This window comes from Hyphomicrobium album (assembly GCF_009708035.1).
GTDB classification, from domain to species: domain Bacteria; phylum Pseudomonadota; class Alphaproteobacteria; order Rhizobiales; family Hyphomicrobiaceae; genus Hyphomicrobium_A; species Hyphomicrobium_A album.
Map to the genome: position 1 here is coordinate 1,552,627 of NZ_WMBQ01000001.1, position 15,764 is coordinate 1,568,390.

The 15,764-nt window shown below is 65.9% G+C and carries 15 protein-coding genes; 4 read left to right on the plus strand and 11 right to left on the minus strand.

All coding sequences use genetic code 11. The annotated features are described in order from the left end of the window. Positions 1-118 precede the first annotated feature (118 nt). On the plus strand, positions 119-1,762 hold the full coding sequence (locus GIW81_RS07530) for a hypothetical protein (RefSeq protein WP_154738644.1): 1,644 nt from the start codon (positions 119-121) through the stop codon (positions 1,760-1,762). On the opposite strand, the gene GIW81_RS07535 is transcribed toward GIW81_RS07530, so the two are convergent. The 4 genes from GIW81_RS07535 to GIW81_RS07550 form a co-directional block, all read right to left on the minus strand. Next, positions 1,741-3,123 (minus strand): YiiX/YebB-like N1pC/P60 family cysteine hydrolase, encoded by a 1,383-nt coding sequence (locus GIW81_RS07535; RefSeq protein WP_154738645.1) that lies wholly within the window; start codon positions 3,121-3,123, stop codon positions 1,741-1,743. The genes GIW81_RS07530 and GIW81_RS07535 overlap by 22 nt on opposite strands. Positions 3,124-3,195: 72 nt before the next feature. Next, positions 3,196-3,777, minus strand: coding sequence for an HPF/RaiA family ribosome-associated protein (locus GIW81_RS07540; protein ID WP_154738646.1), 582 nt, complete (start codon positions 3,775-3,777; stop codon positions 3,196-3,198). 206 nt (positions 3,778-3,983) lie between these two features. Beyond that, positions 3,984-4,271, minus strand: coding sequence for a hypothetical protein (locus tag GIW81_RS07545; protein WP_154738647.1), 288 nt, complete (start codon positions 4,269-4,271; stop codon positions 3,984-3,986). A 79-nt stretch (positions 4,272-4,350) separates the two neighbouring features. Further along, a complete protein-coding gene (locus GIW81_RS07550; protein WP_195930547.1) occupies positions 4,351-5,145 on the minus strand; it encodes an alpha/beta hydrolase in 795 nt (264 codons plus the stop codon). A gap of 34 nt (positions 5,146-5,179) precedes the next feature. Here GIW81_RS07550 and GIW81_RS07555 point away from each other — a divergent pair, with 34 nt between their 5' ends. Next, the gene (locus tag GIW81_RS07555; protein ID WP_324614928.1) at positions 5,180-6,370 is read left to right on the plus strand and encodes a glycosyltransferase family 4 protein; all 1,191 of its coding nucleotides are present in this window, start codon (positions 5,180-5,182) and stop codon (positions 6,368-6,370) included. Between the two features lie 3 nt (positions 6,371-6,373). Here the strand turns inward: GIW81_RS07555 and speE are convergent, their stop codons facing one another. The 3 genes from speE to galE form a co-directional block, all read right to left on the minus strand. After that, positions 6,374-7,300, minus strand: coding sequence for a polyamine aminopropyltransferase (speE, locus tag GIW81_RS07560; RefSeq protein ID WP_154738650.1), 927 nt, complete (start codon positions 7,298-7,300; stop codon positions 6,374-6,376). Between the two features lie 100 nt (positions 7,301-7,400). Beyond that, the gene (locus GIW81_RS07565; RefSeq protein WP_324614929.1) at positions 7,401-8,675 is read right to left on the minus strand and encodes a lytic murein transglycosylase; all 1,275 of its coding nucleotides are present in this window, start codon (positions 8,673-8,675) and stop codon (positions 7,401-7,403) included. Positions 8,676-8,789: 114 nt separating this feature from the next. Beyond that, on the minus strand, positions 8,790-9,782 hold the full coding sequence (gene galE / locus GIW81_RS07570) for a UDP-glucose 4-epimerase GalE (protein WP_154738651.1): 993 nt from the start codon (positions 9,780-9,782) through the stop codon (positions 8,790-8,792). 167 nt (positions 9,783-9,949) lie between these two features. Here galE and galU point away from each other — a divergent pair, with 167 nt between their 5' ends. Beyond that, positions 9,950-10,831: a UTP--glucose-1-phosphate uridylyltransferase GalU gene (gene galU, locus GIW81_RS07575; RefSeq protein WP_154738652.1), complete on the plus strand. Its 882-nt coding sequence runs from the start codon at positions 9,950-9,952 to the stop codon at positions 10,829-10,831. A 3-nt stretch (positions 10,832-10,834) separates the two neighbouring features. Here the strand turns inward: galU and GIW81_RS07580 are convergent, their stop codons facing one another. Then, on the minus strand, positions 10,835-12,589 hold the full coding sequence (locus GIW81_RS07580) for an outer membrane beta-barrel protein (RefSeq protein ID WP_154738653.1): 1,755 nt from the start codon (positions 12,587-12,589) through the stop codon (positions 10,835-10,837). Between the two features lie 194 nt (positions 12,590-12,783). Between GIW81_RS07580 and GIW81_RS07585 the strand changes: the two genes are divergently transcribed. Next, positions 12,784-13,809, plus strand: coding sequence for a KpsF/GutQ family sugar-phosphate isomerase (locus GIW81_RS07585; protein ID WP_154738654.1), 1,026 nt, complete (start codon positions 12,784-12,786; stop codon positions 13,807-13,809). A gap of 16 nt (positions 13,810-13,825) precedes the next feature. On the opposite strand, the gene GIW81_RS07590 is transcribed toward GIW81_RS07585, so the two are convergent. Genes GIW81_RS07590 through GIW81_RS07600 form a run of 3 tightly spaced genes read right to left on the minus strand, consistent with a single transcriptional unit; the run spans position 13,826 to position 15,739 of the window. Then, on the minus strand, positions 13,826-14,188 hold the full coding sequence (locus GIW81_RS07590) for an NfeD family protein (RefSeq protein ID WP_195930448.1): 363 nt from the start codon (positions 14,186-14,188) through the stop codon (positions 13,826-13,828). 43 nt (positions 14,189-14,231) lie between these two features. Beyond that, the gene (locus tag GIW81_RS07595) at positions 14,232-14,687 is read right to left on the minus strand and encodes an NfeD family protein (protein WP_154738656.1); all 456 of its coding nucleotides are present in this window, start codon (positions 14,685-14,687) and stop codon (positions 14,232-14,234) included. Between the two features lie 59 nt (positions 14,688-14,746). Then, positions 14,747-15,739, minus strand: coding sequence for an SPFH domain-containing protein (locus tag GIW81_RS07600; protein WP_154738657.1), 993 nt, complete (start codon positions 15,737-15,739; stop codon positions 14,747-14,749). Between the last annotated feature and the right edge of the window lie 25 nt (positions 15,740-15,764).

Consider the following 15,764-nt stretch of genomic DNA (forward strand, 5'->3'; position numbering starts at 1 on the left):
CGGCGCCGTTCAGCCGCCGTTCAAGCGCCCCTCGCTTTATTGGCGAAATCCGGTCGCGCTTTTGCTGCGGCCCTCGGGAGCGCCGAGTTCCCGGCCATTTGTCTGTTGCGAGGACGTCATGCGGTTGGCAGCGAAGGTATTCAGTCGCGGCGCGATCTGCGCCGTGGCGCTATCAGGCTGGATGTATAGCCCCCAGCTCGCCGCCGCCGAAGAGAATGCCGCTCACCAGCTGGCTGACAAGTTCTCGCGCGCTGCCGAGGAAGGCGAGCGCGCCGACGAGGCGAAGAAAGCGGAAGCGCAGGCCAAAGCCAAAGCTCAGGCGGAGGCCAACGCCCAAGCGGAAGCGAAGCAGCGTGCCGAGACGAAAGCGCTTGCCGAGCGTAAGGCTGCGGAGCAGCGCGCCACCGACGAAGCGGAGATGATGCGCGCGGTCGAGGAAGAGGCGGAGTCGCGCCGCCGCGAGCAGTTTGCGCGTGAGGAGCAGCAGCGCATCGAGAACGAGCGCCGGGCAGCGCGTGCCGCGGCGCAGCGCATGGCCGAGGAAGCACAAAAACAGCGCAACGAGCTCGAGCATCAGGCTGAAGAGAAGCGCCGCGCGGAAGCGGAACGACTGACGCAAGAAGTCGAGGCGCAGCGGCTCGCCGACGAAAGGCGAGCCGAAGAGGAGCGCCGCGTCGCCGAGGACAAGCGCAAGGCCGAGGAAGCGCGCGTCGCCGAAGAGAAGCGCAAGACAGAAGAGGCGCGCGTAGCGGAAGAAAGTCGCCGTGCGGAGGAAGTCCGCGTGGCGGAAGAGAAGCGCCAAGCCGAGGAGAAGCGCACCGCCGAGATCAAGCGGCAGGCGGAAGAGGCCGAGAAGACGCGCATCGCCGAAGAGAAGCGCGTTGCCGAGCTGAAGCGCCAGGCGCGGGAAGCCGAGGATAGCCGCCGGGCCGAGGAGGCTCGCCTGGTCGAGCAGATCCGCCGTGCCGAGGAAGAGGCGCGCGTTGCCGAGCAGCGGCGCATCAAGGAGATCGAAGATTCTCAGCAGCGCACCGCGCTCGAATTGCAGCGCGAGGAGGAGGCACGGCGCGTCGCCGAGAAGTTCCGCCTCGCCCGCGAGGCACGCGAAGCGCGCACCGCGGAGGCTCTTGAACGCAACCGCCAAACGCGCAACGGCCTGGGGGGACCCGCGGCCGAGCCCGACCGCAGCTCGCCGTTCTTCGACGAGCCGCCTGTCACCGCCGCGGCTACCTATCCGCAGCGCGTCACTGTACTGGTCATCATGCAGCCCCGCAGGCACGGTTTCGGCGGCAAGCGCATGACGGCCAACCCGGTGCTGTGCGTCGGCGACAGCTGCTACGTGAGCAACGGTGCCGGAGCAGTAGCAAGCGTGATGCGGCGTGGGCAGGCGCTCGGACCGGGCAACACGCTCGGCCGCAATGCCGGCGTCTGCCGCAACGACACGACGTGCGTCTATCGCGGCGTGACGCTTCCCGGCCCGATGACGACGATCCAGCCGGTCGACATGGGCTTCCTGCGTCATGACCGGCGCGAGATCCGCAACGTCGAGGCGGACCGCACTTGCACTACAACCGCCGGCGCGCTGTCGTGCTCAACGCCGGTGGTGACGAGCGGCTATCGCGCCTGGATCGTGCCGGAGGCGGTGGCCGAGGCCGCCGGTGCAAACGGCCTTGAGCGCGTGCTCAACGAAGGTTTGCCCGCGGCACGCTCCGCCTCGTACGGCGACTGGAAGTCGACCGTTCAGGTCTTGCCGACGAGGTAGCCGATCTCGCCGTTCGCCGCCTGCCGCTTCGCCTCGAGAAAATCGTTCACCTCGCGGGCGTGCAGCGGGCGGCCGGTGCGGTCAATGCTCCGCCGCTCCATCGCCTGCAGCTCGGCGAGCAACGGTTCCGCAGTCTTGTGCAACATCGCCACCGCCTGGATGGTCGAGCGCTTCATGTTGGGCGGCACTTTCGGCACCACGTCGGCGATGAGGTCCTTGGCGCGCGTCGACAGTTGCCCCGAGAGCTGGCCGAAGATGCCGACCAGCTTGATCGGCAGGTCCTCCTTGAAGCGATAGCCGTGCTGCTCCATCCAAAGGAACAGCCGGTCCATCAGCAGATCCTGCAGGCGCAGGCGCGAGGTGACGCGGTAGTCCTGCCATTCGGCGACGAGGTCGAAGTCGGGCTCGAGCTCGATGTCGGCCGGTGCAAAGGTTTCCCTCGCCGTCACGCCGATACGCTCGACGAAGTCGCGGTTCTTCATGTCGAAGCGCGTGGTGAACGTCGGCAGCAGATACTTCTGGTCGCTGGCGAGCCCATATGCCTTGCGTACGAGCTTGGAGCAGAACAGCTCCGCGTCGCCGCCGAGCTCCATCGTGAAGTCGTACCAGATGTGCTTGCCACCCTTCTCCCCGGTCTTGCGCACGACGTCATGGATGAGCGCCGCGGCGCGGGCGGCGAGGTTCTTGTCGCGGTGGCGGAACAGCACACAGCGGCCGAGGCCGTGCTCGAGCGTGTACGACAGCGGATTGATGACGGAGCCGGCTTCGATCAGCGCCTCGACGATCCAATGCTTGCCGCTCTCGTCGGTGTGCACGATGGCGAGATGGCTGAACTGGCTGTCGACGTCGCCGATGCGCGCGATGGCGGCGCTGTTGTGATGCATGCCGCGCATCAAGAGGAGATCGCCGGAGCGGAAGTCGAGATCGTGGCCCGTCTCGAACGCCGGATTGACAAAGGTGTTGAGGTTGCGGCCGCTGAAGCCGCGCAGAGTCTTTTCGTCCGGGCCGAGCTGCGCGTAGCGGATGTTGAGCTCGCCGAGCATGTCGGTGGCGTAGCGAGCGATGCGTAGCGCGTTGCGCAGCGCGCGCTGCCCGGCGAGGGTCAGGAAGCCGCGCGCGTGCCAGTCGGCGACCTGATCGCGCAGGCGCAGACGCATCGCGAAAATCGAACGGGCGATCTCGGGAGCCGAACGCAGCAACGTCTGCATGTCGTAGCGATCGAGGGCGACGTTGAACGTCGCCTCGTAGAGCGCGGTGAGATTGGCGGCGAGTTCCTTGGCCGTCGCCGCCGGCCGCGCGGCGATCTCCTCGATGACCGCGAGGTCGTCCTCAAGCCGCCGGCCGGCTGTCGTATTCAGCATCCGGTCCCTCCCCTAGTCCTCTGCACACTTCCTAGCATGCCGGGGAAAAGCGACGGATGCATGTTGGCCACATCATGAAGGACTACGACTGGCGCCCATCAGCTTTACGGAGCTTGCCTGTGGCCCCATCGGACCCTCGGCGGTGGCACGGGTCACGTGAACGAGGGAGCCGACCTTGATCTCCTCGAACGAGCTGTTGCCGCAGACATCGCGGGAGAAGTAGAGGTCGGGGGAATCTTTCACCTCGATGAAGCCATAGCTCTGGTCGGGGAATATCCGCACCACGACGCCGGTGTCGCCGGCAGAGCCGTGCTGCTTCACCTCGCCCTTGCGGATGGCGGCAATCTGCTCGAGTTGGCGCTCGACCGCCTCGAAGACGCGATTGACGATGGCGGTGCTGTCGCCCTTCACCTCGCGTCGTTCCTGCTCGCCCTTGCCGATCACGGGGTTGCGTCCTGGAATGTCGACCTCGACGACGATGCCGAGCGGCGGCTTGGCACCCTCGGCACTACGGTGCGGTATCTCGACGACGACGCGGGCGCCGGTGATGTTGTGGTGGAAGCGCTGCAGCCGCTCCACCCGTTCGCGAATGAGTGCCTCCAATGAAGCGGAACTGTCGACGTTCTTGAATGCGATCTGCAGGGGTCTTTCCATCGTTCTCTCCGGTTTCGGACCGTCACGAAGTAGTGGGCCGATCAAAGCGTTCGCTCGTGGTCGACCTATGGCGCGCCCATGATCTTTGACGGCGCGCAATCTGTTGAAATGTGGCGGAAGCTCCTGAATTTCTGCGATCCCCATTCTGGGCAACGCATCAAACCTTCCGAGGTTCACGCAATGCGGCAGAAGCCGCATCGCGCGTCTCAGTCGGGATTGATCGGGCTGAGGTTGTTGTTGAGCGAGTCGGTATTGGCGTCGACATCGGCGGGGTCGAACGGCGTCGGGTCGTTCTCTATTCCGGGCTCGGGCGGCTTGGCATTGGGATCGGCCCAGCGGGGCCGGTAGCCGCCTTCAGGCTCGGCCGGAGCAGCGGCCGGTTTTTCTACTTCCATGCTGGTACCGCCTCCGGCACCTGCACCCGCCGCGGCGGTGAACGGATAGAACGGCAGTAGAGACGCCACCGTGAGGGCGACAAGGCCCACTGGCTTCATGGCGGAACTCGCTGTAACGCAAACACCAGGGTAGCTTTCCACGGACCGGGGCGCCTGTCGATGCCCAAATAGAGGGAGGCTAACGCCTTCCCACCTCGTCTATTTTTGTGAAAAGCAGCGACAAGTCCTGCGGCCGCGAAAGGCGGTGCTCACCGTCGGGAATCTCGATCAATTCTGCCCAGCCGCCTTGTATCAACCGCAAGAGCGCACGGGCATGGCCGATGGGCACGGCCGTGTCGAGCCGCCCCTGCAGGATGACGATCGGGCGGCCGGGATCGAACGGCTTCTTCGCCATGAGATGACTGCGCCCCTCCTCGATCAGGGCCCGCGTGATCGCGTAGGGCTCGCCGTATTCCGACGGCTGATGAAAGACGCCGGTCTCCTCCAATTGGCGCCGCGCCTTGAAGTTGAACTGCTTCCACATGAGCTCTTCGGTCATGTCCCACGCCGGGGCGATGAGCACGAGGCCGGCGATGCGCGCCGCGTCGTCCGGCGCCACCGCCATCATCCGCCGGAGCAAGAGCAGCGCGATATACCCGCCCATGCTCGAGCCGATGATGATCTGGCGGCCTTCGGTGAGGCGGTGAAACACCGCCTCCGCCTCCTCCAGCCACGCGCCGATCGTGCCGTCCTCGAATTTGCCGCTCGAGACGCCGTGACCGGAATAGTCGAAGCGGGTGTAGCCGTACCCGTTGGCCCGTGCGAAGCCGGCAAGCTCCGTCGCTTTGGTGCTCGCCATGTCGGACTTGTAGCCCGACAGCCAGAACAGCCCGATCCCGCCGGCGGGAGCCGGATCGGACCGGTAGGCGATGCGTCGCGCGGGGGCAGTTTCGCCCGCCCCTAAGTCGAGGAATTGCGGTTCGCTCTCACTCAATCTAAAGAACCTCTTTGTCGCCGGAGAAAAGCGCGTGGCCGAGAAGCGCCCGACCATACTGCAGATCATCCCCGAGCTCGATACCGGCGGAGCGGAGCTGTCCACCATCGAGATAGCCGACGCCGTGCATTCGGCCGGCGGCCACTGCATCGTCTTGACCGAGGGCGGACGCCTGGTGCAGCGGCTGCGCGATACCGGCGCCGAGGTGCAATTTTTCCCTGCCGCAGTCAAGAACCCGCTCCGGCTCCTATGGAACGTGCATCGCATCGCCAACGTCGTGCGCCGCGACGGGGTCGATCTCATTCATGCCCGCAGCCGCGCCCCGGCGTGGAGCGCGCTGCTGGCGGCGCGCCGCACCGGTGTGCCGTTCGTCACCACCTACCACGGCGCCTACTCGGAAAAATCCGACATCAAGCGCCTCTATAACAGCGTGATGGCGCGCGGCGACGCGGTGATCGCCAACTCGCACTACACCTCCGACCTCATCCGCATGCGCTACGGCACGTCGCGCGCCAGGCTGCACGTCATCTATCGCGGTGTCGACGGGCGGTTGTTCGATCCGGCGAACGTGGCGGCAGACCGCGTCGCCGCCGTGCGCCGCCGCTGGAGCGTCGCCCCCGACAAGCGCGTGGTTCTACACGCTGCGCGCCTGACGCCGTGGAAGGGCCAGAAGTTCGTCATCGCGGCGGCCGCGCAGCTGGCCAAGCAGAGTTCCCTCGACGATGTCGTGTTCGTGCTTGCCGGCGACGCCCAGCGGCGCAACGCCTACCGGTCGGCATTGATGAAGCAAATCCAGGCGGCCGGGCTCGAAGACCGCGTTTTGCTCGTCGGTCACGAGGACGACATGGCGGCGGCATTCTGCGCGGCGCATGTGGCGGTCGTCGCCTCGGTCGAGCCGGAAGCGTTCGGCCGTGCCGCCACCGAGGCGCAGGTGATAGGCACGCCCGTCATTGCCACCGACATTGGCGCTCCGCCCGAGACGGTGCTCGGTCGGCCCGGCGTCGAGCCGGAGCGGGCGACGGGCTGGCTCGTGCCGCCGGAAGATGCCGAGCGGCTTGCGGCGGCAATCGCCGAGGCGTCGTCGATGTCGCCGGAGGAGCGCGCACGCATGGGGGCGCGCGCTCGCAACCACGTCTTGAAGTCGTTTTCGCTGAAGCAGATGAAGCAGCAGACGCTGCAGGTCTACGACAGCCTGCTCGGCACGCACATGGCCGAGCCGACCTGACGCCTAAGCCCGCGCCTTCTTGTCGTTCTTATTCTTGCCGCGGCCGTTCTTCGCGCGGTCGTTGCGGCCGTCGAAGATCGCCTGCCAGACCACCGTCTCGACATAGCGCGGCAGCGCGAACGCCGCGAGATGCACGGCCGGCGTCCAATAACGGGTCTCGATGCCGCGCTTCTCCTGGCGCTTCGCCAGCTTCTTCGCGGTGATGTCGAGGTGATCGTCCTCGTTGGACGCCCAGTTGAGCGCGAAGGGGCCGCCGAAATAGCAGGGCTGCGTGCACATGTAGGGCGCCACGTGGTCGAACAGCCCAGCGAAGGCGTGCGTGGTGTCGCGTAGTTGATCGGGAAACAGGAACGGGAGGCCGTTCTGGGTGACGAGGATGCCATCGTCCTTCAACGCGTGCTTGCAGGCGGCGAAGAACTCCGGCGTGTGCAGCGCGGCCGATGGACCTATCGGTTCCGAGGAGTCGACGATGATGGCGTCGAAGCGCTCGTCGGTCTCGGCGACGAACTTGCGGCCGTCGGCGATGACCACGACGCTGCGCTCGTCGTCGAAAGTGTTGCCGGGGATTTCCGGGTAGTACTTCAGCGCCGTGTCGATCACCTCGCGGTCGATCTCGCAGAGCATCGCCTTTTCGACGCTCGGATGCTTCAGGACCTCGCGCAAGACACCGCCGTCGCCGCCGCCGACGACCAGCACTTGCTTGGGCTTGTCGAGCGCCATCAACGGCACGTGCGCCATCATCTCGTGGTAGATGAACTCGTCCGATGTCGTGAGCTGGCAGACGCCGTCCAGCATCAGTACCGTGCCCCACGTGCGGTTCTTGAAGATCACCAGGTCCTGGTGGTCCGTCTTCACCTCGTGCAGCACCTCGTCGGCCGCGAGGCGCACGCGCCAATGGGGATGAAACGTCTCCTCGACCCAGCGATCCATACGGTCTCCTGCGCGACTATAATGCCGGCCGCAACGAGGGCGCCGGCGCTTCGGGCATAGCACGCGCCGCAGATTTTTCTAGCGTCGATTAGCCGGGGTCTTACTGCGGGGTGCGCGCGGCGTTGGAACGCAGATGCGCAAGCGTCGCCTCCGTCGGCCAGCAGTCGATCTTGATGCCGACCGACTTCTGATAGGTGCCGACCTGCCGGCGCGTATTGGAGCCGATCTTGCCGTCGATCTTGTCCATCGGGTAGCCGAGCGCCTGCAGCCGCTCCTGCACCTCCTTCACCTGCGCGGTGCGCGGCTGCGCCACCTGCGCCGCGGGCACGTGGAAGCCGCCGGCGCCGGCGATGCGATCGGCGAGGTCGCCCACGAACAGCGCGTAGAGGTCGGACGTGTTGTAGAGGCGGATGACCTTGAAGTTCTGCGTGGCGAGGAAGCCGGGCCCATAGGCGCCGGACGGCATCATCAGGTAGGCGCCGATGCCGGCCTCGTCGGGGCGGAACGGCTTGGTGCCGGTGCGCTCGAAGCCGAGCTTCTGCCATTCGCCGATCGTGCGCTCGCCGGGCGGGCCTTCGAGCGAGCAGTCGCCGCCGGCGGGCATGTTGACCTCGTAGCCCCAGCGCAGCCCGCGCACCCAGCCCTTGTTGGCGAGCTGGCGGGCGGCGGACGCGAGCGCGTCGGGTACGCTGTCGAAAATGTCGGCCTTGCCGTCGCCGTCGCCGTCTTCGAGGTGTTTGAAATATTCGGTGGGCATGAACTGCGTGAGGCCGACGGCGCCGGCCCAGGAAGCACGCATCTTGGAGCGCGGCACGCCCGCCTGCAGCATCTTCAGCGCGGCGATGATTTCGAGGCGGAACTCGTCCTTGCGGCGGCCGGTGAAGGCTTGCGTCGCCAGCACGCGAATCGCGTCATGCGGCAGCTTGTGGCTGCCGTACGCCGTCTCGCGCCCCCAGATCGCGACCATGATGTAGCGATCGACGCCGGTGTTCTTCTCGATATTGATAATGTCGCGCTCGTGGTCCTTGAGGAACTTGCGTCCCTGCACGGCGAGCGTCGAAAGGTACTTCGGGTTGAGGTACTCGAACGCCGACTTGGTGAACTCGGCCTGGCCGGCGTTGTCGTCGCGCTTCTTGCCGGCGACGATGAGGTCAGGTAGCGAATAATCCGGTGTTACGCCGCGAAACGCCGCATCGAAGGTGGCGCGCGACACGCCTTCCTTCTGCGCGTCGGGCCAAAGGCCGGCGATGAAGTCGCTCCACGCATCGGCGCGGGCGGGCGATGCCGCCACCAACAGAACGAGTGCGACACCGAGCAGCGCCGACGCGCCCGAACTCAACCGGCGGCGCGACGTTGCCATGCTGCTGATCACCACGCGATCCTCCCGCGAATGCTTCGCTGTTGGCCCACATGCGCGCGACGCGCACGCAGAGGAGCCCTCGTCATCGTATTTTCCGGGCAATTTTGCGGCCCTGCGAGCGCCCTCAGGCTAGCTCGCGTGCTTGAACTGCTGCAAATGCGCTTCCCAGGCGAGCGCCTGCACCGTGATCGTTTCGAGGCTGTCGAACTCAGGCCGCCAGCCCAGGTGCATGCGGATCTTGTCGGAGGCGGCGACGATTGCCGCCGGGTCGCCGGCGCGGCGCGGCGACAAACGCACCTCGAAGTCGGCGCCGGACGAGCGTTTGACCGCCTCGATGACCTGCAGCACCGAGAAGCCCTTCGAGTAGCCGCAGTTGAATACCTCGGATTGGCCGCCGGCACGCAGGTGCCGGAGCGCCGCCATATGGGCGCGCACGAGGTCGGTCACGTGGATGTAGTCGCGGATGCAGGTGCCATCGGCCGTCGGGTAGTCGGTGCCGAACACCTCCATGTGCGAGCGCTTTCCGAGCGCCGTCTCGCACGCGACCTTGATGAGGTGGGTCGCCTGCGGGGTCGACTGGCCAGAGCGGCCCTTGGGGTCGGCGCCGGCGACATTGAAATAGCGCAACGCCACGTAGCGGAAATTGTGGGCCCGCGCGGTATCGGCGAGCATGATTTCGGTCATCAGCTTCGACGAGCCGTAGGGCGACATGGGCGCCAGCGCGGCATCCTCGCGCACCGGAATTTCCTTCGGCATGCCGTAGACTGCCGCCGTCGAGGAGAAGATGAAGTTCTCGATGCCCATCTCGACCGCGACCTCCATGAGGGCGCGCGACTTGACGGTATTGTTGTGATAGTAGCCCAGCGGATCAACGACCGATTCCGGCACGATGATCGAACCGGCGAAGTGGATGATCGATTTTACGCCGTGCTTGCGCACGATGCTGCGGACGAGCTCCTGATCGCCGATGTCGCCGACGACGAGCGTGGCATTGGGCGGCACGGCCCAGCGAAACCCGGTCGACAGGTTGTCGAGGACGACGACGCTTTCCCCGCTATCGAGGAGCTCGAGAACCATATGGCTGCCGATGTAGCCGGCACCGCCGGTGACGAGGATGGTCATCGCTACTTAGTACCTTCCAGAATGCCGCGACCGCTCGGGGGCGCACCTTACCATCGCCCAGTGTTAACTATGCATTGATTCAGGTGCATACACAGAGCTGCATCGCGCCATTCAAGAACCGCACCAGTTCTCCCACCCGTTAACGGACCGCAGTTTCGGAGTTTCCCATGCCCGCTTCCCCGCAGCGTATCCGCAAGGCCGTGTTCCCCGTGGCCGGACTCGGCACACGCTTCCTGCCCGCGACCAAGGCGGTGCCGAAGGAAATGCTGCCCGTGGTCGATCGGCCTGTGATCCAGCACGTTGTCGACGAGGCGCGTTCCGCCGGGATCGAGCATTTCGTCTTCGTGACCGGCCGCAACAAGAGCGCGATCGAGGATCATTTCGACCGCCAGCCCGAGCTCGAGGCGACGCTCAGCGAGCGCGGCAAGAAGTACGAGCTCGCGGCGCTCGCCGAGGCGTTGCCGGAGGCGGGCCGCACCAGCTTCACGCGCCAGCAGGCGCCGCTCGGCCTCGGGCACGCCGTGTGGTGTGCGCGCGACATCATCGGCGACGAGCCGTTCGCGCTGTTGCTGCCAGACATGCTCCACTACGGCGACAAGCCGTGCCTCGCCGAGATGATCGAGGCCTACAACGAGTACGGCGGCAATCACATCGCGGTATCGCCGGTGCCCGACAGCGAGACGCACCAGTACGGCATCGTCGGCGTCGAGGATAAGAGCGCCAAGGTCTCGCGCATCACGCAGATGGTGGAGAAACCCAAGCCGGGCACGGCGCCGTCGAACCTGCACATCACCGGGCGCTACATCCTGCAGCCGGGAGTATTCGACGTGCTCGCCACCCAGGAGCGCGGCGCCGGCGGCGAGATCCAGCTCACTGATGCCATGCTCGCCATGCAGAAGGCGGGCAAGCCCTATCACGCGGTGCGTTTCGACGGCACGATCTACGACACCGGCACCAAGATCGGCTTCCTGCTCGCCAACGTCGCCTACGGGCTGCAGCGCCCGGACCTGGCCCCGGCGCTGAAAGCGGGCATCGCCAAGCTCGTCTAGCCGCTAGTGGCGCAGGCGCACCCCCGCCTGCACCTCTTCCACCGTGTAGCTGCTGGCGGGCTGCGTGCTCTGGAAGTCGGTATGCTGGTAGCGGGCGAAGAGCACGGCCCACTGGTTCATGTAGTACTCGACGCCGGTGCCGGCCGTGAACTGATCCTCGGTGATGGCGGCACCGACGAAATCGCGCGTCATGTAGCCGACGCCGACGCTGCCGACGACGTAGCGTGTAAAAGCGTGCCGCGCCTCGAGCCCGTAGGTGCGCTCCATGACGCCGCCCGAGCCGGCGGTAATCGTCTCGGCCACCTCGGTCGTCGCCGTGAAATTCAGCACGGTGAGCGGCGATATCTGCCAGGCGAGGTCCGCATCGAGCAGCAGGCCGTCGATGACGGGAAGCTCGGGGCTGTTCGGCGTCTGCTCGCCGTAGCCGAGGCTGATGGTGCCGCGCAGGATTTGGCTGACGTCGCCGAACGACACGCCGGCCCTGTACCGCTGGCCCGACGAGGAGCGCATGATGCCGTCCGTATCGGCCGGCACGTCGTAGTCGCGCTGGTTGAAGGAGATGTCGGAGAACACGAAGAAGTAAGGCGAGAATTCCCACTTGGGGCGGACCGCCTGCTCATAGAGCGTGAAGTTGCGATCGGCGTTGCTCTCCACCACGCCGGCGATTAGGTCGTCGCCGTAGGACGTGTCGATCTTGGCACCGCGCAACTGCACCGTCAGCCGGTTGAAGCGCTGATTGAACGCGCCGCGCAGCCGGTCGACGACGATGTTGGGACGCGTGCCCGCCGACAGCGCGTTGATGGCGGAGCGGCTTTCCTGCGCCTCTTCGTGCGCCGCAAAACCCTGGAAGTTCGTGAAGCTCGTGACGTCGACGCGCCCCAGCGCTTCCACCAGGTAGGCGCGATCGTCTTCCGAGGGGAATCGGTCATGGAAGCTGAAATCGCCGCTCGCTCGGAACTCCAGCGCGTGCCGGCTCCAGTTGGAGGTCAGCCGCGCCGCCGGGCGCACCTCAAGCGCGGTGTCGCCCTCGGCGTCGGGCGAGGCGAAGATGTTGCTGTTGTAGTCGACATCGCTCTCCACCGTCGTGAACAGCAGGAAGCTGCCGATCTTGGTGCCGATCGGCGGAAACGGATCGAGCGCGAAGCCCTGAAAGTTGCTCGGGCTGAACACGGGGTTGATCTCTTCCGCCTCGAGCAGCAGCGGGTCGTAGCCGCCCGGCTCATTGACGAATGCCCGGATATCCTCCGGCGAGCGAATGTCCGCCTCGGTGATATCCTCTTGGCCCTCGACGGGAGCGGTCGGCTCGCTCAGATCGATGACGCCATCCTGCGGCGCCTGTGCCTCGACGACGGGAACAGGATCGCCGTCCTGCGGTATGGCCATGCGGGTGCGCTGCGTCGCATCCTCCGCCAGCCCACCGCCATCCTCGGCGATCTCTTCGTCCGCTTCGCCAATCGCCTCAGCAGCAGCTTGGCCGGGCGCCTCGTCGCCGTCCTGGGGGATGGCGGCTACCGGGGCCGGCACCATCTCGTTCGGCCCGAAGCGGCCATCGTCGAACGCACGGCGGTCTTCCTCGGTGGGGTCTGGATCGTCGGGAAGGCTAGGGCGGAGCTGGGGCCGACGCGGGGGGCCCGAGGCCCCTGCTCCCGGAGGGTCGAGGATTTGGGCGGTTGCCTGGCACGGGACGAGCATCAGCGCAACGCCGACGACTGCGGCGAAGCCAAGTACCATCCCGACGATCTTGCGCTCGCCAGTCAAAAAGCGCTCCCATGAGGCACATCACGCGAACGCCGTACTTGCTCGCGAATGACGCTAGAGAGCGTCGGTTAACGGTCTGTTTAGTTTGCGGGGATGGCCGGTGAACGGCGTGCGCCCGAGGCTGGACAGCCCCAAAGAATTGTAAGAAGCTGTTAAGACTTACGTGTCGCTGGGGCATCGGGGGTTTGAAGCCAATGACGGCGGCCGAGGGGCCATTGCGCAAGTTTGGATCGGTCGAGGCCAGCAAAAAGCTGAGCCGTCTTCCGGTTGCATCCGCACTGCGGACGCTCGACCTCGAATGCGAGGGACTCAACCGCCTGCGCGAGTCGCTGACCGGCCCGATGGGCCCCGCCTTCGCCGACGCGCTGCGCATCTTGCGCGCTGCCAAGGGTCGCGTCGTCGTCACGGGTATCGGCAAGAGCGGCCATGTCGGCCAGAAGATCGCTGCCACCTTCGCCTCGACGGGCCGCCCGGCCTTCTTCGTGCACCCCACGGAGGCCTCGCACGGCGACCTCGGCATGATCACGCCGGACGACGTGCTGCTCGCGCTGTCGTGGTCCGGCGAAACCGTCGAGCTGAAACCGCTCATCACCTATTCGCGGCGCTACGGCGTGCCACTCATCGCCATCACCTCGCGCATCGAATCTGCGCTCGGCCAGCACTCCGACATCGTTTTGGAGCTGCCGCGCTCGAAGGAAGCCTGCCCGCACGGCCTGGCGCCGACCACGTCGACCACCATGCAGCTCGCCCTCGGCGACTGCCTCGCCATGGCGCTGCTCGAAGCCAAGGGTTTTACCCCGCAAGAGTTCAAGGCGTTTCATCCCGGCGGTTCGCTGGGTGCCAGCCTCAAATATGTTTCCGACGTCATGCACGCGGGCGATCGCATGCCGCTGGCGCGCGACAACGTGCCGATGAGCGCGGCGCTGGTAATCATGACGCAGAAGAGCCTGGGCTGCCTTGGTATCGTCGACGCCAAGGGCAAGCTCATCGGCATCGTCACCGACGGCGACCTGCGGCGTCACATGGGTGAAAACCTTGTTCGCCGGCGCACCGTCGACATCATGACGTGCGCGCCGAAGACGGTGAAGCCCGGCATGCTCGCATCGGCAGCGCTGGAACTGATCAACGCCTCGCGCATCACGGCGCTGTTCGTCGTCGAGCGCGGCAAGCCGGTCGGCATCGTGCACGTGCACGACCTTTTGCGCGCCGGCATCGCCTAAGCGGGCGACCAGCCGTTTAGGCTGGCCCCACCCTCAGCACAGTATCCTTGCACCCGGAAATGCGCACGCGCGCGCCTACAGGCGCCTCGACGCCTTCGGCCGGCCAGACAGTATCGGCGACCTTGACGCTGCCGCGACCCTCGCGCGGGATGGCATCGACGACAACCACGACCTGGCCGACGAGCTGCGCACCGCGGCGGTTGAGATCGGGCTCGCTGGAGCGGATCCAGCCGTACCACTTCTGGTCGATGACGAGATCGGCGACGAGCAGAACTACGCCGAGGAGCAGCCACACCCAGCCGAGCATGTTGCCGTTGGCTGTCAGGTAGATGCCGTAGACGGCAGCGGCAACGCCGGCAATGGGGAGCAAAAGGCTCATCACGGCGAGGAGCCAGATGATGGCGCTTGGACGCCGGTCTGGCTCAGTTGAGGGCATGTTCGACGAGAAGGCAGGTACCGTTGGTGCCGGTAATCCGCACCCGCGCGCCTTGCGGGGCGTCCGAACCTTGGGCGTTCCACACCGTGTCGCCGACGCGCACCTTGCCGCGACCATCGGCGATCGCCTGCTCGACAGTCACGACGCGGCCCACGTACTGCACCGCGCGCGCATTGAGGTCGGGCTCGTCGCTACGAGCCACGTCGGGCGCCGCATAGCGGCGCGCGAAGAACACAGTGATGCAAGAAATGACGGCGAAGGTGATCAACTGCCACTCCCATGCGATGTCGAGCGTGAGCCCGAGCGCCCCGACGATCACCGCCGCGACGCCAAACCAGACGAAGTGCACGCCCGGAACCACCGATTCGAGAGCGAATAGCGCCACGGCGACGATGAACCAGTTCCAAGCGCCGAGATTCCAGAAGAATTCGGACAACCCCATGGCCTACATCTCCAATGCAATGCCACAGCATAGCAAGGGACGGCGGGTGACCGCCATCGCTACGCGCGCGGGACGCTACCGCGCGGCGCAGGCGCAGGTTGCCCCGACGGTCCGCCGCCGAATGCTTCGCCAGTAATCTGCGCCAGGCCGGCCAGCGAGCCGATCACCGCCGACGCCTCGAGCGGCATCAGGATGACTTTCTGGTTCGGAGCTTTGGCGAGGGATTCCAGCGCCTTCACGTAGTTGTTGGCGACGAAGTAGTTGATCGCCTGCACGTTGCCCTTAGCGATGGCGTCGGAGACGAGTTGTGTAGCCTTCGCTTCCGCTTCCGCGGCGCGCTCACGCGCCTCGGCATCGCGGAAGGCAGCTTCGCGGCGTCCTTCTGCTTCCAGCACGACGGCAAGCTTCTCGCCCTCGGCACGCAGGATCGCCGCCTGGCGCAGGCCTTCCGATTCGAGGATCTGCGCCCGCTTCTCGCGTTCGGCCTTCATCTGCCGCGCCATGCTGTCGACGAGGTCGCGCGGCGGATCGATGTCCTTGATCTCGATGCGCGTCACCTTGATGCCCCAGGCTTCGGTGGCCTGATCGACGACTTGCAGCAGCTTGGCATTGATCTGATCGCGATTGGAAAGCAGCTCGTCGAGATCCATGGAACCCATGACGGTGCGGATGTTGGTCATCGTCAGGTTGATGATCGAAGGCTCGAGCGCGTCGACCTCGTAGGCAGCGCGCGCAGCGTTCAAAATCTGGAAGAAGGTCACGCCGTTGACGCGCACCATGGCGTTGTCGCGGGTGATGACGTCCTGGCTCGGAATGTCGAGCACCTGCTCCTTCATGTTCATGCGGTGGCCGACGCGCTCCATCACCGGGATGAGGATGTGCAGGCCGGGCGCCAGGGTCCGCGTATAGCGGCCGAAATTCTCGACCGTGTAGTTCTTGCCCTGCGGGACGATCTTGACCGTCGACCAGAGGATGACGATGGCGAGAACGACGAGCAGCACGCCAAAGATTTCAAAGCCGCCGGAAAACGGGCTCAGGACTTCAGGTTCCATGGGATCCCCGAGAGATGACACAGGT

What these genes read in the sequence shown, in the direction of transcription:
- GIW81_RS07530 (WP_154738644.1), top strand. Translation starts at nt 119, where the DNA reads ATGCGGTTGGCAGCGAAGGTATTCAGTCGCGGCGCGATCTGCGCCGTG.
- GIW81_RS07535 (WP_154738645.1), bottom strand. Translation starts at nt 3,123, where the DNA reads ATGCTGAATACGACAGCCGGCCGGCGGCTTGAGGACGACCTCGCGGTC.
- GIW81_RS07540 (WP_154738646.1), bottom strand. Translation starts at nt 3,777, where the DNA reads ATGGAAAGACCCCTGCAGATCGCATTCAAGAACGTCGACAGTTCCGCT.
- GIW81_RS07545 (WP_154738647.1), bottom strand. Translation starts at nt 4,271, where the DNA reads ATGAAGCCAGTGGGCCTTGTCGCCCTCACGGTGGCGTCTCTACTGCCG.
- speE (WP_154738650.1), bottom strand. Translation starts at nt 7,300, where the DNA reads ATGGATCGCTGGGTCGAGGAGACGTTTCATCCCCATTGGCGCGTGCGC.
- galE (WP_154738651.1), bottom strand. Translation starts at nt 9,782, where the DNA reads ATGACCATCCTCGTCACCGGCGGTGCCGGCTACATCGGCAGCCATATG.
- galU (WP_154738652.1), top strand. Translation starts at nt 9,950, where the DNA reads ATGCCCGCTTCCCCGCAGCGTATCCGCAAGGCCGTGTTCCCCGTGGCC.
- GIW81_RS07585 (WP_154738654.1), top strand. Translation starts at nt 12,784, where the DNA reads ATGACGGCGGCCGAGGGGCCATTGCGCAAGTTTGGATCGGTCGAGGCC.
- GIW81_RS07590 (WP_195930448.1), bottom strand. Translation starts at nt 14,188, where the DNA reads ATGAGCCTTTTGCTCCCCATTGCCGGCGTTGCCGCTGCCGTCTACGGC.
- GIW81_RS07595 (WP_154738656.1), bottom strand. Translation starts at nt 14,687, where the DNA reads ATGGGGTTGTCCGAATTCTTCTGGAATCTCGGCGCTTGGAACTGGTTC.
- GIW81_RS07600 (WP_154738657.1), bottom strand. Translation starts at nt 15,739, where the DNA reads ATGGAACCTGAAGTCCTGAGCCCGTTTTCCGGCGGCTTTGAAATCTTT.